Origin of the sequence: Bacillus sp. BD59S (assembly GCF_007363175.1) — a bacterium.
Taxonomy (GTDB): domain Bacteria; phylum Bacillota; class Bacilli; order Bacillales; family Bacillaceae_G; genus Bacillus_A; species Bacillus_A pacificus.
In genome coordinates this window covers 68,670-92,250 of sequence record NZ_CP034686.1, presented here as the reverse complement: position 1 = coordinate 92,250, position 23,581 = coordinate 68,670, and the positions used below count along the sequence as shown (strand labels likewise).

The 23,581-nt window shown below is 38.6% G+C and carries 22 protein-coding genes and 2 other annotated features; all 22 genes read right to left on the bottom strand.

Going from position 1 to position 23,581, the window contains the following annotated elements; all coding sequences use genetic code 11:
* Window positions 1–34: 34 nt before the first annotated feature.
* The 22 genes from rpoC to radA all read right to left on the bottom strand — a co-directional run bounded on the left by rpoC (window position 35) and on the right by radA (window position 23,540).
* Window positions 35–3,646: a DNA-directed RNA polymerase subunit beta' gene (rpoC, locus tag EKQ63_RS02345; RefSeq protein ID WP_000567937.1), complete on the bottom strand. Its 3,612-nt coding sequence runs from the start codon at window positions 3,644–3,646 to the stop codon at window positions 35–37.
* Window positions 3,647–3,683: 37 nt separating this feature from the next.
* Window positions 3,684–7,217 carry a DNA-directed RNA polymerase subunit beta gene (rpoB, locus tag EKQ63_RS02340; protein WP_000147555.1) on the bottom strand — a complete coding sequence of 1,178 codons (3,534 nt, stop codon included), beginning with the start codon at window positions 7,215–7,217 and terminating at the stop codon, window positions 3,684–3,686.
* Between the two features lie 293 nt (window positions 7,218–7,510).
* A complete protein-coding gene (locus EKQ63_RS02335; protein WP_143880704.1) occupies window positions 7,511–8,110 on the bottom strand; it encodes a class I SAM-dependent methyltransferase in 600 nt (199 codons plus the stop codon).
* A gap of 76 nt (window positions 8,111–8,186) precedes the next feature.
* Window positions 8,187–8,546, bottom strand: coding sequence for a 50S ribosomal protein L7/L12 (rplL, locus tag EKQ63_RS02330; protein WP_000159736.1), 360 nt, complete (start codon window positions 8,544–8,546; stop codon window positions 8,187–8,189).
* A gap of 67 nt (window positions 8,547–8,613) precedes the next feature.
* Window positions 8,614–9,114, bottom strand: coding sequence for a 50S ribosomal protein L10 (rplJ, locus tag EKQ63_RS02325; RefSeq protein ID WP_143880703.1), 501 nt, complete (start codon window positions 9,112–9,114; stop codon window positions 8,614–8,616).
* 39 nt (window positions 9,115–9,153) lie between these two features.
* Window positions 9,154–9,297 (bottom strand) — a sequence feature (ribosomal protein L10 leader region).
* 49 nt (window positions 9,298–9,346) lie between these two features.
* Window positions 9,347–10,039 (bottom strand): 50S ribosomal protein L1, encoded by a 693-nt coding sequence (gene rplA / locus EKQ63_RS02320; RefSeq protein ID WP_002020168.1) that lies wholly within the window; start codon window positions 10,037–10,039, stop codon window positions 9,347–9,349.
* A gap of 177 nt (window positions 10,040–10,216) precedes the next feature.
* Window positions 10,217–10,642, bottom strand: a complete 426-nt coding sequence (gene rplK / locus EKQ63_RS02315) for a 50S ribosomal protein L11 (protein ID WP_001085872.1) — start codon at window positions 10,640–10,642, stop codon at window positions 10,217–10,219.
* A 167-nt stretch (window positions 10,643–10,809) separates the two neighbouring features.
* Window positions 10,810–11,343 (bottom strand): transcription termination/antitermination protein NusG, encoded by a 534-nt coding sequence (nusG, locus tag EKQ63_RS02310; RefSeq protein WP_000415794.1) that lies wholly within the window; start codon window positions 11,341–11,343, stop codon window positions 10,810–10,812.
* Window positions 11,344–11,474: 131 nt separating this feature from the next.
* Complete coding sequence (gene secE, locus EKQ63_RS02305) at window positions 11,475–11,654, bottom strand: preprotein translocase subunit SecE (protein WP_001241321.1); 180 nt, start codon at window positions 11,652–11,654, stop codon at window positions 11,475–11,477.
* Between the two features lie 32 nt (window positions 11,655–11,686).
* Window positions 11,687–11,833 (bottom strand): 50S ribosomal protein L33, encoded by a 147-nt coding sequence (rpmG, locus tag EKQ63_RS02300; RefSeq protein WP_002070160.1) that lies wholly within the window; start codon window positions 11,831–11,833, stop codon window positions 11,687–11,689.
* Between the two features lie 128 nt (window positions 11,834–11,961).
* Window positions 11,962–12,621, bottom strand: coding sequence for an RNA polymerase factor sigma-70 (locus EKQ63_RS02295; protein ID WP_000387198.1), 660 nt, complete (start codon window positions 12,619–12,621; stop codon window positions 11,962–11,964).
* Between the two features lie 67 nt (window positions 12,622–12,688).
* Entirely contained in the window at window positions 12,689–13,201 is a 513-nt protein-coding gene (locus EKQ63_RS02290; protein WP_000997883.1) for an NYN domain-containing protein, read from the bottom strand.
* A gap of 3 nt (window positions 13,202–13,204) precedes the next feature.
* Window positions 13,205–13,948, bottom strand: a complete 744-nt coding sequence (rlmB, locus tag EKQ63_RS02285; RefSeq protein ID WP_000093759.1) for a 23S rRNA (guanosine(2251)-2'-O)-methyltransferase RlmB — start codon at window positions 13,946–13,948, stop codon at window positions 13,205–13,207.
* Window positions 13,945–14,352, bottom strand: a complete 408-nt coding sequence (locus EKQ63_RS02280; RefSeq protein ID WP_086384897.1) for a Mini-ribonuclease 3 — start codon at window positions 14,350–14,352, stop codon at window positions 13,945–13,947. The genes rlmB and EKQ63_RS02280 overlap by 4 nt, the downstream gene beginning before the upstream one ends.
* 2 nt (window positions 14,353–14,354) lie before the next feature.
* On the bottom strand, window positions 14,355–15,752 hold the full coding sequence (gene cysS / locus EKQ63_RS02275) for a cysteine--tRNA ligase (protein ID WP_001979540.1): 1,398 nt from the start codon (window positions 15,750–15,752) through the stop codon (window positions 14,355–14,357).
* Window positions 15,733–16,398 carry a serine O-acetyltransferase gene (gene cysE, locus EKQ63_RS02270; protein WP_000476500.1) on the bottom strand — a complete coding sequence of 222 codons (666 nt, stop codon included), beginning with the start codon at window positions 16,396–16,398 and terminating at the stop codon, window positions 15,733–15,735. Before cysE ends, cysS begins: the two co-directional genes overlap by 20 nt.
* Before the next feature lie 291 nt (window positions 16,399–16,689).
* Window positions 16,690–16,933: a binding site (T-box leader), on the bottom strand.
* Window positions 16,934–16,980: 47 nt separating this feature from the next.
* Window positions 16,981–18,438 carry a glutamate--tRNA ligase gene (gltX, locus tag EKQ63_RS02265; RefSeq protein ID WP_000415154.1) on the bottom strand — a complete coding sequence of 486 codons (1,458 nt, stop codon included), beginning with the start codon at window positions 18,436–18,438 and terminating at the stop codon, window positions 16,981–16,983.
* An 89-nt stretch (window positions 18,439–18,527) separates the two neighbouring features.
* Complete coding sequence (gene ispF, locus EKQ63_RS02260; protein WP_000488386.1) at window positions 18,528–19,004, bottom strand: 2-C-methyl-D-erythritol 2,4-cyclodiphosphate synthase; 477 nt, start codon at window positions 19,002–19,004, stop codon at window positions 18,528–18,530.
* A 115-nt stretch (window positions 19,005–19,119) separates the two neighbouring features.
* A complete protein-coding gene (gene ispD, locus EKQ63_RS02255) occupies window positions 19,120–19,800 on the bottom strand; it encodes a 2-C-methyl-D-erythritol 4-phosphate cytidylyltransferase (protein WP_143880702.1) in 681 nt (226 codons plus the stop codon).
* A 16-nt stretch (window positions 19,801–19,816) separates the two neighbouring features.
* Window positions 19,817–20,926 (bottom strand): PIN/TRAM domain-containing protein, encoded by a 1,110-nt coding sequence (locus EKQ63_RS02250; protein WP_000919684.1) that lies wholly within the window; start codon window positions 20,924–20,926, stop codon window positions 19,817–19,819.
* Between the two features lie 160 nt (window positions 20,927–21,086).
* Window positions 21,087–22,160 (bottom strand): DNA integrity scanning diadenylate cyclase DisA, encoded by a 1,074-nt coding sequence (gene disA, locus EKQ63_RS02245; protein ID WP_000392168.1) that lies wholly within the window; start codon window positions 22,158–22,160, stop codon window positions 21,087–21,089.
* A 3-nt stretch (window positions 22,161–22,163) separates the two neighbouring features.
* Window positions 22,164–23,540: a DNA repair protein RadA gene (radA, locus tag EKQ63_RS02240; RefSeq protein WP_001085212.1), complete on the bottom strand. Its 1,377-nt coding sequence runs from the start codon at window positions 23,538–23,540 to the stop codon at window positions 22,164–22,166.
* Window positions 23,541–23,581 lie beyond the last annotated feature (41 nt).

Below are 23,581 nucleotides of genomic sequence, written 5' to 3'. Positions count from 1 at the left end.
AACTGTTTTTATACAAAATTTACGACGGAAAATTTTACTGTTCCACATAAACTTCATCGTTTTCTACATTCATGTCATCTTGTGTTGTTTTAACAAGATCCACTTTGCGATAACGATTCATACCTGTTCCAGCAGGAACAAGTTTACCGATAATAACATTTTCTTTCAATCCTAGAAGCTCATCGCGTTTACCCTTAATCGCTGCATCAGTTAAGACACGAGTTGTTTCTTGGAACGATGCTGCAGATAAGAATGAATCTGTTTCAAGTGAAGCTTTTGTAATACCAAGTAGAACAGGTCTAGCTGTTGCTGGTTGTTTACCTTGCAGTAACACCTTCGCATTCGCATCAGTAAACTGATGGATATCTAGTAATGTTCCTGGTAATACATCTGTTTCACCTGCATCACTTACACGTACTTTACGTAACATTTGGCGTACCATTACTTCTACGTGTTTGTCACCAATTTCTACCCCTTGCATACGGTATACTTTTTGAACTTCACGTAATAAGTATTCTTGAACTGCCGTAATGTCCGTTACTTTTAGTAATTCTTTCGGATCAATAGAACCTTCTGTTAACTCTTTACCGTGGCTAATTTTCTGTCCTGGAATTACTTTCAGACGAGCACCGTAAGGAATAGCATACGTACGAGCTTCAACTTCACCCTGTACAACTACTTCTTGGCGATCTTTAACATCGTTGATCGCTGCGATAACACCGTCGATTTCACTGATAACAGCCTGACCTTTCGGATTACGAGCTTCGAAGATCTCTTGGATACGAGGTAAACCTTGAGTGATATCATCTCCGGCAACCCCACCTGTATGGAACGTACGCATCGTTAACTGTGTACCTGGCTCACCGATAGATTGAGCTGCGATAATACCTACCGCTTCCCCTACTTCTACGTCTGTTCCAGTTGCTAAGTTACGACCGTAACACTTCTTACATACACCGTGGCGAGTGTTACACGTGAACGCTGAACGAATGTTTACAGTTTCAACACCCGAATTTTCAACGATATGAGCGATATCTTCAGTAATTAATTGATTTTCAGCAACTAATACTTCACCTGTTTCAGGATGTTTTACAGTTTTTCTTGCAAAACGTCCAACAAGACGATCATATAATGACTCGATAACTTCATTACCCTCTTTAATCGCACCAATTAATAAACCGCGATCTGTTCCACAATCATCTTCACGAACGATTACATCTTGTGCAACGTCAACAAGACGACGTGTTAAGTAACCAGAATCGGCAGTTTTCAGTGCTGTATCGGCAAGACCTTTACGTGCACCATGCGTAGAGATGAAGTACTCAAGTACTGTTAAACCTTCACGGAAACTTGATTTGATTGGAAGTTCGATGATACGACCAGATGGATTGGCCATCAGACCACGCATACCAGCAAGCTGAGTAAAGTTCGATGCGTTACCACGGGCACCGGAATCACTCATCATGAAGATTGGGTTGCGTTTATTCAAGGACTTCATCAGTTTTCCTTGGATAACATCTTTTGCATTACTCCAAATAGAGATAACGCGATCGTAACGTTCTTCTTCCGTGATTAAACCGCGACGGAATTGTTTAATTACATTATCTACTTTTGCTTGTGCTTCGTGGAGAATTTCATCTTTTTCGCCTAATACAAGAATGTCAGATACCCCAACTGTAATACCAGCTTTTGTAGAGTACTTGAATCCTAAGTTTTTCATACGGTCAAGCATGCGAGACGTTTCTGTAATTTTGAAACGTTTAAACACTTCCGCAATGATGTTACCAAGGATTTTCTTGCTGAATGGCGCCACTTCTTCGCGACTAGCAATAATCTCTTTAATGTTCGCACCTTTTTCAACGAAATATTTCGCTGGTGTTTCTTTTTCAAGGTTTGAATTTGTTGGTTCATTAATATAAGGGAACGACTCTGGTAAGATTTCGTTAAATATTAATTTACCAACTGTTGTTAATAGAAGCATACTCTTTTGCTCTTCAGTAAATGTTGCGTTGTTTACTGCGCTTGCAGCTACTGCAACACGTGTATGAAGATGTACATATCCATTTTGGTATGCAAGTAATGCTTCGTTTGCATCTTTGAAGACCATACCTTCACCGATTGCGCCTTCACGCTCAAGTGTTAAGTAGTAGTTACCTAATACCATATCCTGAGATGGAGTAACAACTGGTTTACCGTCTTTCGGGTTCAAGATGTTTTGTGCCGCTAACATAAGAAGACGAGCTTCTGCTTGTGCTTCTGATGATAAAGGTACGTGAACGGCCATTTGGTCACCGTCAAAGTCCGCGTTGTATGCAGTACATACAAGTGGGTGAAGACGGATTGCGCGACCTTCTACTAATGTAGGTTCAAACGCCTGAATACCAAGACGGTGAAGTGTTGGTGCGCGGTTTAGAAGTACTGGATGTTCTTTAATCACAGATTCTAAAACGTCCCAAACTTCAGGTTGTACACGCTCGATTTTACGTTTCGCACTCTTAATGTTGTGTGCTAATCCTTTTTCAACTAACTCTTTCATTACGAAAGGTTTGAACAGTTCAAGTGCCATCTCTTTCGGTAATCCACATTGATACATCTTTAAGTTCGGTCCTACAACGATTACAGAACGACCAGAGTAGTCAACACGTTTACCTAATAAGTTTTGACGGAAACGTCCTTGTTTACCTTTAAGCATGTGAGATAGTGATTTTAATGGACGGTTACCTGGTCCAGTAACTGGACGGCCACGACGACCATTATCGATTAATGCGTCTACAGCTTCTTGTAACATACGTTTTTCGTTTTGAACGATAATGCTTGGTGCACCTAAGTCCAATAGACGTTTTAAACGGTTGTTACGGTTAATTACACGACGGTATAAGTCGTTTAAGTCAGAAGTAGCAAAACGTCCACCATCTAACTGTACCATTGGGCGTAGTTCTGGTGGGATTACTGGTAGAACATCTAAGATCATCCAAGATGGCTCATTTCCAGAGTTACGGAATGCTTCTAATACTTCTAGACGTTTAATAGCACGAGTACGGCGTTGTCCTTGTGCTGTTTTTAATTCTTCTTTTAAGAAGTCTACTTCTTTATCTAAATCGATGTCTTGTAATAGCTTTTTAATCGCTTCTGCACCCATAGCAGCTTGGAATGTGCTACCATATCGATCACGATATGCACGGTATTCTTTTTCAGAAAGTAATTGCTTCTTATCAAGTGGTGTATCTCCACTTTCTGTTACAACATAAGAAGCGAAATAAATTACTTCTTCAAGCGCGCGAGGGGACATGTCTAAGACAAGTCCCATGCGGCTCGGGATACCTTTGAAATACCAAATATGAGATACAGGAGCAGCTAATTCGATATGACCCATACGTTCACGACGTACTTTCGCACGCGTTACTTCAACGCCACATCGATCACAAACTACACCTTTATAACGTACACGTTTGTATTTTCCGCAATGACATTCCCAGTCCTTTTGTGGTCCGAAAATACGCTCACAGAACAAGCCATCTTTTTCAGGCTTTAACGTACGATAGTTAATTGTTTCTGGTTTCTTAACTTCACCGTATGACCAAGAACGAATCTTGTCAGGTGAAGCAAGTCCAATCTTCATATATTCAAAGTTATTTACATCTATCAAGGGGCCTACCTCCCTTTTAGTCTACAGGTTATCCCAATTATTCCTTAGTTGTCTCAACTTCGACATTCAATTTGTCTGCTGATTGATGATCATCGTCATCTTCCGTATCACGCATTTCAATTTCTGTATCGTCGCTAGACATCATTTTAACGTCCATACCTAAACTTTGCAGCTCTTTAATCAATACTTTGAATGATTCAGGAACGCCTGGTTCTGGAACATTTTCGCCTTTAACAATTGCTTCATACGTCTTAACACGTCCAACAACATCATCAGACTTCACTGTTAAGATTTCTTGAAGAGTATAAGCAGCACCATAAGCTTCAAGTGCCCAAACCTCCATCTCACCGAAACGCTGTCCACCGAACTGAGCTTTACCTCCAAGAGGCTGCTGCGTTACAAGTGAGTATGGTCCAGTAGAACGAGCATGAAGTTTATCGTCAACCATGTGCGCAAGTTTGATCATATACATGACACCAACAGATACACGGTTATCGAATGGTTCACCAGTACGTCCGTCATACAGGATTGTTTTCGCGTCATTTGCCATACCAGCTTCTTCAATTGTGCCCCAAACATCTTCCTCACGAGCACCATCGAATACTGGTGTTGCAATGTGAATGCCAAGGTATCTTGCTGCCATACCAAGATGAAGCTCTAATACCTGACCGATATTCATACGAGATGGTACCCCTAATGGGTTTAACATGATATCGATTGGCGTACCGTCTGGTAAGTAAGGCATATCTTCTTCTGGTAAAATACGAGAGATAACACCTTTGTTACCGTGACGTCCGGCCATTTTGTCACCTTCAGAAATTTTACGTTTTTGAACGATATATGCACGCACAAGTTGATTCACGCCTGGTGGCAATTCATCGCCATCTTCACGGTTGAATACTTTTACGTCTAAGATAATACCGCCACCACCGTGTGGTACACGTAGTGATGTATCACGTACTTCACGCGCTTTTTCTCCAAAGATAGCATGTAATAGACGTTCTTCAGCTGTTAATTCTGTTACACCTTTAGGTGTTACTTTACCAACAAGTAAATCTCCATCTTTTACTTCTGCACCAACGCGAATGATACCGCGCTCGTCAAGGTTGCGTAATGCATCTTCCCCAACGTTTGGAATGTCACGTGTAATTTCTTCTGGTCCAAGCTTCGTATCACGAGCTTCTGACTCATATTCTTCAATATGAATAGAAGTGTACACATCATCTTTTACAAGGCGCTCACTCATGATGATCGCATCCTCGTAGTTATAACCGTCCCAAGTCATGAAGCCAACAAGCACGTTACGTCCAAGTGCTAGTTCACCTAATTCCATAGAAGGACCATCCGCAAGGATTTCACCTTTTACAACTTCATTTCCAACACTTACGATTGGACGTTGGTTGTAGCAAGTTCCTTGGTTAGAACGAATGAATTTTTGCATTTTGTAGCGATCTAAGTCGCCTTTTACTGTTTGACCGTCAACTTCTACATAGCGACGTACCCAAACTTCACGTGCTTCTACGCGTTCAACAACACCAGGGTGTTTACAGATTACTGCAGCACCTGAGTCTTTTGCTGATACGTACTCCATACCTGTACCTACAATCGGAGATTCCGGATTCATTAACGGAACCGCCTGACGTTGCATGTTCGCTCCCATAAGTGCGCGGTTAGAGTCATCGTTTTCTAAGAACGGAATACAAGCTGTCGCTGCCGACACTACTTGTTTTGGTGATACATCCATGTAGTCGATGCGTTCTTTATTTGTGACAATGTTTTCACCACGGAAACGAGCTACGATATCTTCATCAAGGAATTCTCCTTCTTCAGATAATTTCATATTCGCTTGGGCTACAACATAATTATCTTCTTCATCTGCTGTTAAATAATCAACATGCCCTGTTACAAGACCAGTTTCTGGGTCAACACGACGGTATGGTGTTTCAATGAAACCAAACTCATTTACTTTCGCGAACGAAGATAATGAGTTAATTAAACCGATGTTTGGTCCCTCTGGTGTTTCAATCGGACACATACGACCATAGTGAGAGTAGTGAACGTCACGTACTTCAAAGCCTGCGCGCTCACGCGTTAAACCACCAGGTCCTAATGCAGATAGTCTTCGTTTGTGAGTTAACTCTGCTAATGGGTTTGTTTGGTCCATGAACTGAGATAACTGAGAACTTCCGAAGAACTCTTTAATAGATGCAATAACAGGACGAATATTAATTAGTGCCTGTGGTGTAATTGCATTTGTATCTTGGATCGACATTCTCTCACGAACAACACGTTCCATACGAGAAAGACCGATACGGAATTGATTTTGTAATAACTCTCCAACAGAACGCAGACGACGGTTCCCTAAGTGGTCAATATCATCTGTATCCCCTACTTTGTATAGTAGGTTGAAGAAGTAACTGATAGAAGCAAGAATATCACCTGGTGTGATGTGTTTTACATCACGAGTAATATTTGCATTACCGATTACATTAATTACGCGCTCGCCTTCTGACTCAGGAGCATAAATCTTAATAGATTGCAGCTCAACATCGCCTTCTACCACTCCACCCATTGGCTTCGCTGTTTTGAATCCAATGTTTTTCTCTAAGTAAGGTAAAATGCGATCAAGTGTACGACGATCTAAGATTGTTCCTTCTGCCGCTAAAATTTCACCAGTTTCTGGATCCACTAATGTTTCAGCTAAACGTTGATTAAACAATCTGTTTTTAATGTGTAACTTCTTGTTGATCTTGTAGCGACCTACATTTGCTAAATCGTAGCGCTTTGGATCAAAGAAACGAGACACAAGTAAGCTCTTAGCATTTTCTACTGTTGGTGGTTCACCAGGACGTAGACGCTCATAAATTTCAAGCAATGCTTTTTCTGTGCTATCTGTGTTGTCTTTTTCTAATGTGTTGCTTAAGTATTCGTTATCACCTAAAAGCTCGGTGATTTCTTGATCAGAGCCAAACCCTAATGCGCGTAACAAAACAGTTACAGGAAGTTTACGCGTACGGTCAATACGCACATATACAACATCCTTAGCATCTGTCTCATACTCTAACCAAGCTCCGCGGTTTGGAATTACAGTAGCAGTAAAACCACGTTTTCCGTTTTTATCCACTTTGCCACTATAGTATACGCTTGGAGAGCGAACTAACTGGGAAACGATAACACGTTCTGCACCGTTAATTACGAATGTTCCAGTCTCTGTCATGAGTGGGAAATCTCCCATGAACACATCTTGTTCTTTTACTTCACCAGTTTCCTTGTTGATTAGACGCACTTTTACACGAAGTGGTGCTGCATACGTCACATCACGCTCTTTGCATTCGTCTACAGAGTATTTAGGTTCACCTAAGCTGTAGTCGATAAATTCAAGCGATAGATTTCCCGTAAAGTCTTCAATCGGAGAAATGTCTTGGAACATTTCTCGCAAACCCTCATCAAGAAACCACTGATAAGAAGAGGTTTGAATTTCGATAAGATTTGGTAACTCTAATACTTCACTAATACGGGCATAACTTCTTCGTTGGCGGTGGCGTCCGTATTGAACTAGTTGACCTGTCAACTGCTTCACCCCTCAAATCATGAGTATTATAAATGCACAAAAAAATTTGTGCAAAATCACAAATAAATACAACTACTGCTATTTAGCGTAGTCTTTTTTCTCTTAAAGATAAATACGTTGAGTCTTTCTACCTGCTCAAAAAAGAAAAATGGCTTCTATAAGAAAACCATCATTCTGTTTCATAATCTGCTGATTTTACTATCTTTTCCAAGAGAAACAAAAATATACATCTTTCTCAACGCAGAAAATCATATATTGGCATTGTATAATGTTAACATAGCCAAAAATAACCGTCAACGTTTTTTTGATTTTATGATATAATATCCTTTTTTCTTTTCTACAACTTCGACTTCAGAAAACACTTCTTCTAGTTTCTTCAGTGCAGATGGTGCACCTTGTTTCTTTTGAATAACAACCCACAACTCTCCACCTGGAACTAAATGCTCTACAGCTTTTTCTAAAATCTCATGCACGATATCTTTACCTGCACGAATTGGAGGATTAGATAGAATAGCAGCATACATACCATCTACGTTTTCATAGACGCTACTTTGAAAAATGTGCACATTTCCAATTCTATTGTTAGCGGCATTTTCTTTCGCAAGCTCAAGCGCCCTTTCATTCACATCCACCATGTGAACTTTACGGTCTTGAAACTCTTTCGCCAACGATAAACCAATCGGTCCATATCCACAACCTACGTCTAATATATCACCTTTAATATCTGGCACTTGAAACGCTTCAATTAAAAGACGAGAACCAAAGTCCACTTCGTTTTTCGAGAACACCCCACGGTCAGATAAGAAAGTAAATTGAGATCCACGAAGCGCAAATTCCCATCGCTTACGATCACTTTTACTAGAAGGGTCGTTAGAAAAATAATGGTCTGCCATATGGCCACCTCTTTTCTTTACAGTTAAAAAAAAAGCTCGCATGAGAGCGAGCTTTTTTTAAAGCATCAAAAGTTAATTACTTAACTTCTACAGCAGCGCCAACTTCTTCAAGTTTAGCTTTGATTTCTTCAGCTTCTTCTTTAGCAGCAGCTTCTTTGATTACTTTTGGAGTGTTGTCAACTAATTCTTTAGCTTCTTTTAAGCCAAGACCAGTGATTTCACGAACAACTTTGATAACTTTGATTTTTTGTGCACCAGCGCTAGTTAGTTCCACATCAAATTCAGTTTTCTCAGCAGCAGCTTCTCCAGCGCCACCAGCAACAGCTACAGGAGCAGCAGCAGTTACGCCGAATTCTTCCTCGATAGCTTTTACTAAGTCGTTAAGTTCTAATACAGTCATAGATTTAACTGCTTCAATGATTTGTTCTTTAGTCATTGTAAATATCCTCCCTTAAATAGGTTTGTATTGTTTTATCGATAATACGTAATTATCTTTTAAAAAATTAAGCGCCTTGCTCTTCCTTTTGGTCTGCAACTGCTTTAGTAGCAAGTGCAAGGTTACGGATTGGAGCTTGAAGAACGCTAAGAAGCATAGAAAGTAAGCCTTCACGTGATGGAAGAGTAGCGATAGCTTTAACCTCATCAAGTGTTACAAGTTTACCTTCGATTACGCCCGCTTTAATTTCTAAAGCTTCATGATCTTTAGCGAAGTCGTTTAATACTTTCGCAGGAGCAACTACATCCTCGTTACTGAACGCGATTGCGTTTGGTCCTGTTAAGAATTCATTTAACTCAGCCATTTCAGCAGATTCTGCAGCACGACGAGTTAGAGAGTTTTTGTAAACTTTGAACTCAACGCCAGCTTCACGTAATTGCTTACGTAATTCTGTTGCTTCAGAAACTGTTAAACCACGGTAGTCAACAACGATTGTAGATTTACTAGCGCGAAGTTTGTCCGCGATTTTAGTTACAACTTGTTGTTTAGTTTCGATTACTTTGCTCATGTTATTACACCTCCTGTAGATTATATAGAAGATGTACCGAAAGTGCACTAAAAACCTCCATGCCCAACTTGTAGACATGGAGGCATATAGTCACAGAAAAAAATTCCGCTTCGTATATTAACACCTAGGTAGGAAATTAAGTCTATTGACACCTACTGTCTACGGTACACTATTTAAATTCACAACATAAATGATTATATAAAAACTTCTTTATGAAGTCAACTTCCAAAATTTACGCTAATGTAGAAACGTCTACACGTACGCCAGGTCCCATTGTAGAAGCAACTGTTACGTTCTTCATGTAAGTACCTTTTGCAGCAGCTGGCTTAACTTTTTGTAAAGTGTCAGCAATTGTTCTGAAGTTTTCTACTAATTTAGCATCTTCGAAAGATACTTTACCGATTGGAACGTGGATGTTACCAGCTTTATCAACGCGGTATTCAACTTTACCAGCTTTGATTTCGTTAACAGCTTTAGTTACATCGAAAGTAACTGTTCCAGTTTTAGGGTTTGGCATTAAACCTTTAGGTCCTAATACGCGACCAAGTTTACCAACTTCACCCATCATGTCAGGAGTTGCTACTACTACATCGAAATCGAACCAACCTTGTTGGATTTTACCGATGTAATCAGCATCGCCTACGAAGTCAGCTCCAGCAGCTTCAGCTTCTTTAGCTTTTTCACCTTTAGCGAATACTAATACACGTTGTACTTTACCAGTACCGTGTGGAAGAACAACTGCACCACGGATTTGTTGGTCAGCTTTCTTAGGGTCAACACCTAAACGGAATGCAGCTTCTACAGTTGCATCAAATTTAGCTGTGTTTGTTTTCTTTACTAATTCTACTGCTTCTGTTGCAGAGTAAGCAGCTGCACGATCAACAAGCTTTGCAGCTTCTACGTACTTTTTACCTCTTTTAGCCATTTTTATTTCCTCCTCGAATGTGGTTTTAGCGGAATAACCTCCCACGTTTACGCTTATTTTCAGGTATAACCTGAGGATGCGCGCCATCCATTTATTTAAAAACGATAATCATTTACGATAATAAAGGTTGCGAATTGGAATTCCAGACCCGCAACCTTTTTTAAAAAACAAATCGAATTAGTCTTCGATAACGATGCCCATACTGCGTGCAGTACCTTCAACCATACGCATTGCAGCTTCTACGCTAGCAGCGTTTAGGTCAGGCATTTTAGTTTCAGCGATTTCGCGTACTTTATCACGCTTAACAGTTGCCACTTTATTACGGTTTGGTTCACCAGAACCAGACTCAATACCAGCTACTTTCTTAAGAAGAACAGCAGCAGGAGGAGTTTTAGTAATGAAAGTGAATGAACGGTCCTCAAATACCGTAATTTCAACAGGGATGATAAGACCAGCTTGATCTGCTGTACGAGCGTTAAACTCTTTACAGAAGCCCATGATGTTAACACCTGCTTGTCCTAATGCTGGACCAACTGGTGGAGCTGGGTTAGCTTTACCTGCAGGAATTTGAAGCTTTACCATTTTAATTACCTTTTTAGCCACGAGACACACCTCCTTAAGTCCGTGATGTGGTCAATTGGACAGTGATTTGCCCTCCCACGTCATATTTTATCTGTAAGGATAAAATCTTTCAAAAAACGTCTCCGATAACGAAGACGTACTGACTTAAAAGATATTATCACTTTTTACAATTCATTTCAAGTTTCATTTTATAATTTTTCAATTTGATGGAAGTCAAGTTCAACTGGAGTCTCGCGACCAAACATGTCCACAAGCACGCTAACCTTCTTCTTCTCCACATCAATTTCTTCGATAGCACCTGTATAATCTGCGAATGGTCCCTCATTTACACGTACTGTCTCATGAAGTTCAAAGTCGAAATCAACCACTTCGTTGTCCATTCCCATATGTTTCATAATGGTAACAACTTCCTCTTCTAATAGAGGTGATGGTTTAGATCCAGAACCAGAAGAACCAACGAACCCAGTTACACCTGGTGTGTTACGTACAACATACCAAGAGTCATCAGTCATGATTAATTCTACTAATACATAACCTGGGAACACTTTTCTTTTCATTAATTTTTCTTTACCGTTTTTCATTTCTACTTCTACTTCTTCCGGGACAACAACACGGAAAATTTTATCTTGCATACCCATTGATTCTACACGTTTCTCTAGGTTTGCTTTTACTTTATTTTCATATCCAGAATAAGTATGGACAACATACCAACTTTTTTCCATTCATTTAGGACGAGCGTCCTTCCCTCCCTGACGTACATTTTTTTGCACAAATGAAAAAACCCGTTCACCGGGCTTTTACACAGTTCTTATAAATAACATTATATCATGGATAAGTGCTTCTTATTCAAGAATTAACCAAGAATTAACCGAATTAAAGAAGAAATGCCCATATCAACAACGGCGAAGAAAATCGCAAAGAAGACAACTGTAGCGATAACAGTCGCTGTTGAACGGAGTAATTCATCTTTTTTAGGCCAACTTACTTTTTTCATTTCGCGACCTACATCGCCGAAAAAGTTCGTTAAACGCATCTACGGGACCTCCAGTGTATTATTTCAATTATTTATTTTGTTTCCTTGTGAACTGTATGCTGATTGCATGTTTTACAAAATTTCTTTATTTCAAGTCGCTCTACTGAGCTCGTATCTTTCATCGTAGAGTAGTTTCGATTTTTACACTCTTCACATGAGAGTACAACTTTTTTCCTCATTAGTTACACCAACCTTGTAACATTATGTCCCTAAAAATGTATCATACAATAAAAGACAATGTCAATGTCATGCCTTTTGTACTCCCTACAAAAAGAAAACAGGTGATTTTTTACACCTGTAGTACTTGTTATGAATTTAAAGTGGTACTCTCTCTCATTTCCATATATCGTTCCAATTTCCGCTTTACTCTCTGTAAAGCGTTATCAATAGATTTCACATGTCTATTTAACTGTTCCGAAATCTCTTGATAAGAACGGCCGTCTAGATATAAAGAAAGCACTTTCCTTTCTAAATCGCTTAATAATTCAGATATTTTAGATTCTATGTCTGTATATTCTTCCTGACTTATAATCATTTCTTCAGGATCAGTTACCTTCGCTTCCGAAATAACATCTAATAATGTCCGATCAGATTCCTCGTCATAAATCGGTTTATCTAAAGACACATATGAATTTAACGGAATATGCTTTTGCCTGGTTGCTGTTTTAATAGCGGTAATAATTTGTCGAGTGATACACAGTTCAGCAAATGCTTTGAATGAAGACAGCTTGTCCTCCTTATAATCACGAATCGCTTTAAACAATCCAATCATACCTTCTTGAACAATATCTTCTCGATCGGCACCCACTAAGAAATAAGATCTCGATTTCGCGCGAACAAAGTTCTTATATTTGTGAATCAAATATTCTAGAGCGTCAGTATTACCTTTTCGAACTAACTCAACGATTGCCTCATCTTCTAAATCACGAAATGTAACGTCGCCTACACTTACGAAGCCTGCTTCCACCTTGATCCCTCCGACCGCTATTTATTTAGCAATATTATACAGTAAAAAGACAAAGAGCGTCAATGCTTCAACGCTCTCCTCTTCTTAATTTTTCTAACTTTTCTGTAATATCTTTACTAAATATCTTTCGCATGGCGGGTTGTTTTTCTTTTGTGTCTTGTGTACGCCTTCTTACTTGTTGCTCCATCGCTTGTACTTCCAACTCTAATTCACGCGCAGATTTCCGAAGCGCACCTTGAGCAAATATAACCCACTGTTCCGTATAATCAGAAGTCGCAACATATATTTGCGTATTTATATTCCTAAGCTCAATCGCAAGTTGCTCTATCTTTTCATCTGCCGTTTGATTCTTCCTCGTGAATATAACTTCCACACGCGATTGTTTCATCTTTTTTTCAATACCGTGGACTGTATAAGCATCAAAAACGATCATTACCTTTGTACCTGTGTAACCTTGGTAATCCGCCATCTTATCAATCAGTGCATCTCTTGATGATTGCAAATCTACATCCCGTAGTTTCTTCAAGTCTCCCCAAGCTCCAATAATGTTGTAACCGTCAACGATTAAAATATCGTTCATTTTTTATTTACCAATTTCGTTACGTTTACGATATACCTCATACATTAACAAACTTGCGGCCACTGAAGCATTTAAGGATGTAACTTTACCAACCATCGGTAAAGTAATTAAGAAATCACATTTTTCACCAATAATACGACTCATACCTTTTCCTTCACTTCCAATTACTAATCCAATTGGCATTTTACCATCTAAATTACGGTAATCCGTTTTCCCTTTTGCATCTGTACCAGCAATCCAAAGTCCACGTTCTTTTAATTCATCGATTGTACGAGATAAATTCGTTACGCGTGCAACAGGAATATATTCAATTGCCCCAGTAGACGCTTTCGCAACTGATGCAGTAAGTCCCACAGCTCTTCTTTTCGGAATTATAATTCCATGAGCTCCTGTTGCGTCCGCAGTACGCATAATAGAACCTAGGTTATGCGGGTCTTCAATTTCATCTAGAATTAAGAAGAACGGATCTTCATTACGCTTCTCTGCTACTTTGAATAAATCTTCTAACTCAGCATATTGATATGCGGCCACTTGAGCAATTACACCTTGATGGTTGCCCTCAACTAATTGATCTAACTTCTTTTTTGGTGCATGTTGTAAAATAATCTTATTTTCTTTCGCTAGTGCTAGTACAATTTGTACTTGTCCTTTGGCAGCACCTTCTGCGATCCAAATTTTATTAATATCTCTCCCTGATCGTAACGCTTCAATTACAGGGTTACGTCCAATAATATATTCACTACTCATGATGATGTGCCCCCTTCCTTTTCTTCTAGAACAGCAATTGCTTTATATACAATTTCTTCTAATCTTTCACGATTATTTAATAAGTGATGATAGCCAATTAACGCTTCAAAGGCTGTACTATGTCGATATGTTTGTACATCTGTATTTTTCGGAACAGTACCTGAATTTGCATTACGCCCTCTTCTTAGTACTGCTTCTTCTTCCTCAGTTAAAAATGCTGTCTCTAATAAATGATAAACAACTTTCGCCTGTGCTTTTGCCGAAACAAAGCTTGTCCCTAATCGATGCAACTGATTAGGACGAACCTTCCCTTTTTGAAGTAGGTGATAGCGGATATATTGTTCATATACCGCATCACCCATATATGCTAACGCTAAGCTGTTTAATTGCTTTGCATCAATCATTCTTATCCTCTTTTCCATCTTGTACCTTGAGCGGTATCTTCTAAAATAATATTACGATTTTTTAAATCATCGCGAATTTGATCTGATAATGCAAAATCACGATTTTTACGAGCTTCAATACGTTTTTGAATAAGCGCCTCAATTTCTTCATCTAGTAAATCTTCTTGCGCTAATTCTAACCCTAAAATATCAAATAATGTTTCAAGTTGTTTTACGTATGCTTCAATTACCACTGTAGACGTATGCTCTTCCAGTAAATATTGATTTGCATGATTTGCTACATTATATAATTCAGTGATTGCATTAGCAGTATTGAAGTCATCGTTCATCGCTTCTTCAAATGCAGTTTGGAATTTTTCCAGATCAGCTAACCATTTCTCATTATGATCTGTTAAATCCGTACTACTTTCCATACGATGTTTTAAATTACCGTAAGCTGTTTTAATTCTTTCCAGTCCGTTATTTGTGCTTTGTAATAACTCTTCACTGAAATTAATTGGGTGACGATAATGTACTGATAGCATAAAGAATCTAATTAACTGCGGATCATATTGCTTAATGATATCGTGAACTAAAATGAAGTTCCCAAGTGACTTAGACATTTTCTCATTATTAATATTAATATATCCATTGTGCATCCAATAACGTGCAAATGTTTTTCCTGTTAATGCCTCAGACTGCGCGATTTCATTCTCATGATGAGGAAATGCCAAGTCTTGACCACCAGCGTGAATATCAATTGTGTCCCCTAAGTATTTACGTGCCATTGCCGAGCATTCGATATGCCAGCCTGGACGACCTTGACCCCAAGGGCTTTCCCAGAAGATTTCTCCTTCTTTCGCAGCTTTCCATAGAGCAAAATCAAGAGGGTCTTGTTTCTTTTCCCCTACTTCAATACGCGCACCGTGACGTAAGTCCGCGATCGGTTGATGTGATAACTTACCGTACCCTTCGAATTCCTTCGTTCTAAAGTACACATCCCCTTCTGATTCATATGCATATCCTTTATTCACAAGTTCTTGAATAAACTCAATAATAATATCCATATTTTCTGTTACACGCGGATGAACTGTTGCATGTTTGCAACCTAATGCCGTTACATCTTCAAAGTACGCTTCCACGAAACGGTCCGCAATTGTCGGCACATCTTCACCTAACTCATTTGCTGCTTTAATTAATTTATCATCTACATCAGTAAAGTTAGATACATACTGCACATCGTACCCTTTATATTCTAAATAACGGCGCACTGTATCAAATACCATAGGTGGTCTTGCATTCCCGATGTGAATATAGTTATAAACTGTAGGTCCGCATACATACATCTTTACCTTATTTTCTTCTAATGGAGTAAACTCTTCCTTTTGACGTGTTAACGTATTATAAATGTGAATAGTCATTTTTATCCTTCCTTTCTACCTTTACTTCAAGTTGTTTTTTCAATTTATCAAGTTCTACTTCCATGACCTTTAATTTATCAAAAATTGGGTCTGGAAGGTCGGAATGATTTAATTCTTGACCGATCTTTACTCCATTTTGAATAACGACTCGGCCAGGTATACCTACAACTGTAGAATGTGCAGGGACTTCTTTTAATACGACAGAACCTGCTCCAATTTTAGAGTTCTCTCCAACTGTAATAGAACCCAGTACTTTAGCACCTGTTGCAATTAATACATTATCCTGAATTGTAGGGTGCCTCTTTCCCTTTTCTTTACCCGTACCACCTAATGTAACTCCTTGATAGATTGTTACATTATCACCAATTTCGCACGTTTCTCCAATTACAACCCCCATTCCATGGTCAATGAAAAAACGACGACCAATTGTTGCTCCTGGATGAATCTCAATGCCAGTAAAGAAACGACTAACTTGTGAGATCCAACGTGCAATAAAGAAGAAATTCTTTTTATAAAAAGCATGTGCAATTCGATGGGCCCAAACTGCATGTAATCCAGAGTAAGTCAAAATGACTTCGAAATAACTTCTTGCCGCTGGATCCTGTTCAAAAACGACTTCAATATCTTCCCGAAGCCTCTTAAACATCGACGTTCCCTCCCCTTTATGGGCTGCTTTTTCGAGTGAACTAACTCCCTACTTATCCCCCTAAATCTTTATACACGTGGATAAAGTGAAACTTTAATCAGTGGGGGTTTTCTTCACCCCCCACTGATTATCAGCCCTCACCAATCGGACTTTTATGGGCAGCCCGACCCCCACCTAACTTCTTTGCTTTCGCTGAATTTTGAGGTGGGGGTCTTACTGCCCATTAAAGTCGGATAAAACTTATACTCATACCCAGTTTTACGGTATAAAAAAAGACGCCTCTGTCATATTGACAGAGACGCCTTATAAGCGCGGTTCCACTCTGTTTAGGCTAAAAAAAGCCTCAAACTCATCTCTGATAACGGTGTACACCGCTTCTGCTTACTTTATCCTAAGACGTTTCGCAAAACCATTTGCTGTTCAGCAGAAGACTCGAAGGGGCATTTCAAAAATCCGCTTATAAACCACTTCCAGCCTAAGGTGGTTCTCTCTGTAAAAAGCCTGATTTTCTACTTCTCCTTCTCGTCGCTTTTCCTTATTAGGTTTTAAGTATACTTATTATATTTCTAAACCTAGAAAATGTTAACCAATTACTTTTTGAAGACGATTTAAAACTTTTTCTTTTCCAAGAAGTGCAATAGCATTAGGAAGCTCTGGGCCGTGTGTTTGACCAGTAGTTGCAACACGGATTGGCATAAATAAGTTTTTACCTTTATGACCTGTTTCCTTTTGAACCGCTTTAATAGCTGCCTTAATTGCTGCCGGTTCCATAGCTTCTAGTGCTTCTACTTGACCAGCAAATGCACGAAGTACTTCAGGTACTTGTTCACCTTTTAATACTTCTTGTCCTTCTTCTTCATAATCAACATGATCTTTGAAGAACATTTCAGAAAGCTCTACAATTTCAGCTCCAAAGCTCATTTGTTCATGATATAACGCAATTACATCACGAATCCAAGCTTGTTCTTGTTCACTTAAAGTTTCACCTATACGTCCAGCTTTCACTAAATGCGGTAAGCTTAATTCTACCACCGTATCTAAATCTTGCTTTTTCATATATTGGTTGTTCATCCATTTTAGTTTTTGAGAATCAAATAATGCAGGTGATTTTGATAAACGAGCTGCATCGAACATTTTGATAAACTCTTCTTGAGAGAAGATTTCTTCTTCTCCTACTGGCGACCAACCTAGTAGTGCAATAAAGTTAAAGATTGCTTCTGGAAGATATCCAAGCTCTTTATATTGCTCAATAAATTGAATAATAGATTCATCACGCTTACTTAATTTTTTACGGCTTTCATTTACAATTAAAGTCATATGACCGAATTGTGGAATATCCCAACCGAAAGCTTCATAAATCATCATTTGTTTTGGCGTGTTTGAAATATGATCATCACCACGAAGTACGTGTGTAATTTCCATTAAGTGATCATCTACTGCTACTGCAAAGTTATAAGTTGGAATCCCATCTTTTTTCACGATAACGAAATCACCGAAATCATTTGAATGGAATGCAACTTCATCTTTTACAATATCTTTAAATGTGTAATCACGGTCAGCTGGTACACGGAAACGAATACTTGGAATACGTCCCTCAGCTTCAAATTCTTTCACTTGCGCTTCAGTTAAATCACGGTGGTTACCCGCATAACGAGGTGTTTCACCACGAGCAATTTGCCCTTCGCGTTCTGCTTCTAGCTCTTCTTCTGTCATGTAACATTTGTAAGCTAAACCACGCTCTAATAAATCTTCATATAACTTTTTATAAATATCTAGACGCTCTGTTTGACGATATGGTCCAAATTCACCACCAACATCAACACCTTCATCCCAGTCCATACCGAGCCATTTCAAGTATTTTAATTGGCTTTCTTCTCCACCAGCAACATTACGTTTTACATCAGTATCTTCAATACGAATAATAAACTTACCATCTTGATGACGAGCAAATAAATAATTAAATAATGCCGTACGCGCATTTCCGATATGTAAGTGTCCTGTTGGACTTGGCGCATAGCGCACTCTCACTTGCTTTTCCATAATTGGTACACCTTCCATTCTTAATGTCAACACATTCTATAATTGTACACCAAAAAAATGTGATTATCCATCTTACGAATTAAAAACCATTATTTTTTCTGTAATAAAACAACTGCTTGAGAAGCAATTCCTTCTTCTCTACCTGTAAATCCTAATTTTTCTGTTGTTGTTGCCTTTACATTGATATTATCAATAGACGTTTCTAATAGTTCACTAATGCGTTTACGCATACTTTCAATATGTGGTGCCATTTTTGGCTTTTGAGCAATAATTGTACAATCTAAATTTCCTAATTCATAACCTTGTTCACGCACAAATTCCCAAACCTTTTGCAACAATACAGCTGAATCAGCATCTTTAAAGGCAGGGTCTGTATCAGGGAAATGTTTTCCGATATCTCCTGCTGCAATTGCACCTAAACACGCGTCCGCGATCGTATGTAACAATACGTCTGCATCAGAGTGACCGATTAATCCTTTTTCATGAGGAATTGTAATCCCGCCAATAATTAACGGTCTACCTTCCGCAAATTCATGTACATCAAAACCTTGTCCAATTCGAAACATTTTTTACATCCTCCTCGAGCTAAACTACTGAGCTTTATGATTCTATATTATATCGCTATCCTTATAAAGAAAAGCCCGGCTGTTGCCGAGCTTTTCTTCTCTATAATCATTGCTATCATTTCTTTTGAACGTGAAGAAAACTTTCAGCAATTAGTAAATCCTCTGGAGTCGTCACTTTAATATTATAGTAACTCCCCCCTACTACACCTACTTGCTTCCCGATACGTTCTACGAGACTTGCATCATCTGTACCAAGAAAACAACTCTGTTTCGCACTTCTATGAGCTTCTAACAAAAGAGAAACAGAGAACCCTTGTGGTGTTTGTACAGCTTTAAGCTGAGATCTTTCTACCGTTTCAACAACAACACCCTGCTCTACTTTCTTAACAGTATCTTTCACTGGCACCGTACAAATGGAAGCTCCATATTTTTCTGCTGCAGTTAATACATCTTGAATCACTTTATTCGTTACGAACGGGCGCGCACCGTCATGTACAAGAACATACTCAACATCACTCGTATGCTGAATCGCGTTATATACACTATCTTGTCTTTCAGCTCCACCTTGAATAAATTGTACTGGCTTTTCAACCGGATACTTCTGCATTAACTCTTCAAAATACGGACGCTCTTCTTCGTTAATTGCCATAATAATATTTTTACATGCTTTATCCTTTTCAAAAGCACGTAACGTATGCACAATAATTGGTACTTCATTAATAAGTAAGAACAACTTATTTTTGCCAGCACCCATCCGCTTTCCTTGACCCGCTGCTGGAATAATTAATGTATACATATTAATAATCCTCTACTTATAATGCTTTTTCTAATAATTTACGTTTGGCAAAAATCATACGCCCCGCCGATGTTTGTAACACACTCGTAACGAGTACATCGAGTTGTGAGCCTACATATTCTCTACCATCTTCTACTACAATCATTGTGCCATCATCTAAATATGCCACACCTTGATTTTGTTCTTTTCCATCTTTTACAACATAAACACTTAGTTCTTCACCTGGGAGTACAACAGGTTTAATTGCATTAGCTAAATCGTTAATATTTAACACCGTTACCCCTTGTAATTCAGAGACCTTGTTTAAGTTGAAGTCATTCGTTACTACCGTTCCACCAGTGATTTTCGCTAACTTTACAAGTTTGCTATCCACTTCCTGAATATCATCGAAATCACCTTCATAAATTTCTACCGGAATCGGCATCTCTTTTTGAATACGATTTAAAATATCTAATCCTCTGCGACCACGATTACGTTTTAAAGCATCAGAAGAATCGGCAATGTGCTGAAGTTCTTCTAACACGAATTGTGGAATGACAATTGTTCCCTCTAAAAACTTTGTTTGGCAAATATCAGCAATACGTCCATCGATAATTACACTTGTATCAAGAATTTTCCAATGCGCTAAAGATTCTTCTACCTCATTTTCTGGTTCTTCATTCTCACTATTATTATTTTTCTTCTTCCCACGTTGTGGTAATGTAAATAATCCTAGCAATTCATTCCTCTTTTTAAACCCTACTTGGAATCCTAAATATCCTAGTAAAAGAGTAAAGAACACTTGCAACACTGTACTAATAACTGGAATTGTAAATTCACGAATTGGTATTAAAATTAAATACGCAACAATAAGCCCAGAGATTAAACCTAATGTACCAAATAAAACATCTGCTACAGGCGCCTTTACAAGAGCCTCTTCAATATGCTTAATAAGTTGAACAATATAATCTACAAGCCAAAATGTTGTTAAAAATAAAATAATTGCACCAATAATTGCACGAACATACGATCCTTCCAATAAAGGAACGGCACCGATGTCTAATACATTAATAACCTTTGGGATTAAGTAAATCCCTAACGCTCCCCCGATTACTAAAAAGAAGAGCTGTACAATCCGTTTTAACATCCAACCACCTCCTACTCATTATTAACCATTGTTTCGCTAATCAAAACGCCCAATGCAAAAGCGGACGTGTTTTTTTATAAATAGTTTTATTTACCAATATATCATATCATATACCAAAAATGTTCTAGTGTCGTTATATTATGGAATCAATGTAATATTCTTAATTGTGTCTACTCATATAGAGATGCTCTTGAATTCTTTTTAGGCCTTCTCGTATTTTCTTCGCCCTGACTTCTCCAATTCCTTCTACATCATCTAATTCATTAATAGTTGCACGACAAACACCCTGCAAGGTTTTAAATCGATTAATTAAATTTTCAATGATAAGTGGTGGAACACGCGAAATTTTGCTTGTGATTCGGTATCCTCTCGGCGTCACACTTTCTTCTAAACTCGTTTGTCCCGGGTATCCGAGCAATTTAACTAAATCACTATCCTCTAGAAGTTGTGTATTCGCAAGCTCTTGTAACTTTTTCAAAATTTGATGATGGTCTTGTGTTTTTTCTTGATAGTAATCTTTAATTAATAGCGCTGCCTCTGCTTCTAAGTCGGCTAGTAGTTCCGTAAGTTGTAAACGAATTAACCTACCTTCTGTTCCCAATTCATGAATATAGCTCAATATTTCATTTTTAATACGTAGTACCATTTCAACACTATGTAAAACATGAACCACCTCGGACATTGTAACAACCTCTTCAAATTCTAGAATGCCCAAATTCGTAATCCCATCATTCCATACAGCCTTATATTTTTCTAACGTTTGAATAGCTTGGTTTGCCTTTGTTAAAATAACACCTATATCTTTTAGTGTATAACGTAAATTCCCTTGGTATAGCGTAATTACGTTACGTCTTTGTGAAATAGCCACAACAAGGCTACCTGTCTGCTTTGCTACGCGCTCCGCCGTTCGGTGGCGCATACCTGTCTCAATAGAGTCGATAGATGACTCTGGAACTAACTGTGCGTTCGCAATCAAAATTTTACTTCCAGTTTCATTTAAAATAAGTGCCCCATCCATTTTTGCTAATTCGTATAAACTAGCCGGAGAAAATGCACAATTAATATGAAAACCTCCATCAACAATACTTTTAATCTGCTCATTATATCCAAGAACAATTAATCCCCCTGTTTGTGCGCGAAGTACATTATCTATCCCTTCGCGCAGTGGTGTTCCCGGGGCCACAAGTTGTAAAATATTAATCATACTTTTGACACGTTGCTTGTTTTCTTCCATAGCCTAGCCTCCTAATGTCAAACGAAGCGCTTCTCCTAAATTAGATACACCAACTACCTCAATCCCATCTGGAATTGTCCATCCTCCCAAGTTTTTTCTAGGAATAATAGCACGTTGAAATCCTAATTTAGCTGCTTCTTGTACACGTTGTTCGATTCTTGATACTCTTCTTATTTCTCCAGTTAATCCTACTTCTCCTATTACTGCATCGGTTGGTGCCGTTGATTTATCTCTAAAACTTGAAGCTATACTTAAAGCGACAGCTAAATCAATTGCTGGTTCATCTAACTTCAAACCACCTGCTACTTTTAAATATGCATCCTGATTTTGCAATAATAAGCCTGTTCTTTTTTCTAGCACTGCCATAATAAGCGATACACGATTATGATCAATTCCCGTTGCCATTCTTCGCGGGTTTCCAAAACTAGTAGGGGAGATTAATGCTTGTATTTCTACTAAAACTGGTCTTGTTCCTTCCATTGAGGCAACCACTGTTGATCCTGCAACCCCAACTGGTCTTTCCTCAAGAAAAATTTCAGAAGGGTTTAATACTTCTGCAAGGCCAAGCTCTTTCATTTCAAAAATACCCATTTCATTCGTAGAACCAAAACGATTCTTTACTGCTCGCAAAATACGGTATGTATGATGACGGTCTCCTTCAAAGTAAAGAACTGCATCGACCATATGTTCTAACATACGAGGTCCTGCAATCGCTCCCTCTTTTGTCACATGTCCAACGATAAAAATAGGGATTCCTTTCGTTTTTGCAAGTTTCATTAATTCCGCTGTACATTCACGAACTTGTGCCACACTTCCCGGCGCTGATGTTACTTCAGGTAGATGTATTGTTTGAATAGAGTCAATAACAACAAAGGCTGGGTTCACCTCTTCAATATGTGTTGCAATTCGCTGTAAATCCGTCTCTGATACAACAAATAGATTACTACCATTTACATGTAAACGATCCGCACGCAGTTTAATCTGTTTTGCTGATTCTTCACCTGATATATATAGGACATCATATGAAGAATCTGCTAATTGCGATGATATTTGTAACAGTAACGTTGATTTTCCAATCCCGGGGTCTCCACCAATCAGTACTAAGGATCCATCTACAATCCCGCCACCAAGTACACGGTTAAATTCTTGAAATTTTGTTTCAATACGCGCCTCAGACTTTGTTTCCACTTCTGTTAGACGCCTTGGTTTTGTTACTTCTGTTTGAATTGCATTGGCATAATTAAGGCGCCTTGATGATACAACCGGTTCCATCTCTTCAACAAGCGTATTCCATTGACCACATCCAGGGCATTTCCCCATATATTTTGGTGACTGATACCCACACTCTTGACATGTAAATTTTGTTTTCTTTTTAGCCATATCGTTTTATATCTCACTTCACTTTCATCTATAAACAATTT

Bases quoted from the DNA above. Each gene is read 5' to 3' on its own strand.
- disA (WP_000392168.1), bottom strand. From the start codon at position 22,160: ATGGAAGAAAACAAGCAACGTGTCAAAAGTATGATTAATATTTTACAA.
- EKQ63_RS02280 (WP_086384897.1), bottom strand. From the start codon at position 14,352: ATGATTGATGCAAAGCAATTAAACAGCTTAGCGTTAGCATATATGGGT.
- rlmB (WP_000093759.1), bottom strand. From the start codon at position 13,948: ATGAGTAGTGAATATATTATTGGACGTAACCCTGTAATTGAAGCGTTA.
- cysS (WP_001979540.1), bottom strand. From the start codon at position 15,752: ATGACTATTCACATTTATAATACGTTAACACGTCAAAAGGAAGAGTTT.
- ispF (WP_000488386.1), bottom strand. From the start codon at position 19,004: ATGTTTCGAATTGGACAAGGTTTTGATGTACATGAATTTGCGGAAGGT.
- EKQ63_RS02335 (WP_143880704.1), bottom strand. From the start codon at position 8,110: ATGGCAGACCATTATTTTTCTAACGACCCTTCTAGTAAAAGTGATCGT.
- EKQ63_RS02250 (WP_000919684.1), bottom strand. From the start codon at position 20,926: ATGTTAAAACGGATTGTACAGCTCTTCTTTTTAGTAATCGGGGGAGCG.
- rplL (WP_000159736.1), bottom strand. From the start codon at position 8,546: ATGACTAAAGAACAAATCATTGAAGCAGTTAAATCTATGACTGTATTA.
- cysE (WP_000476500.1), bottom strand. From the start codon at position 16,398: ATGTTTAAGAGGCTTCGGGAAGATATTGAAGTCGTTTTTGAACAGGAT.
- ispD (WP_143880702.1), bottom strand. From the start codon at position 19,800: ATGTATACATTAATTATTCCAGCAGCGGGTCAAGGAAAGCGGATGGGT.
- radA (WP_001085212.1), bottom strand. From the start codon at position 23,540: ATGGCTAAAAAGAAAACAAAATTTACATGTCAAGAGTGTGGGTATCAG.
- secE (WP_001241321.1), bottom strand. From the start codon at position 11,654: ATGCGTTTAACGAACTTTTTCGGCGATGTAGGTCGCGAAATGAAAAAA.
- rplJ (WP_143880703.1), bottom strand. From the start codon at position 9,114: ATGAGCAAAGTAATCGAAACTAAACAACAAGTTGTAACTAAAATCGCG.
- gltX (WP_000415154.1), bottom strand. From the start codon at position 18,438: ATGGAAAAGCAAGTGAGAGTGCGCTATGCGCCAAGTCCAACAGGACAC.
- EKQ63_RS02290 (WP_000997883.1), bottom strand. From the start codon at position 13,201: ATGAACGATATTTTAATCGTTGACGGTTACAACATTATTGGAGCTTGG.
- rpmG (WP_002070160.1), bottom strand. From the start codon at position 11,833: ATGAGGAAAAAAGTTGTACTCTCATGTGAAGAGTGTAAAAATCGAAAC.
- rplA (WP_002020168.1), bottom strand. From the start codon at position 10,039: ATGGCTAAAAGAGGTAAAAAGTACGTAGAAGCTGCAAAGCTTGTTGAT.
- nusG (WP_000415794.1), bottom strand. From the start codon at position 11,343: ATGGAAAAAAGTTGGTATGTTGTCCATACTTATTCTGGATATGAAAAT.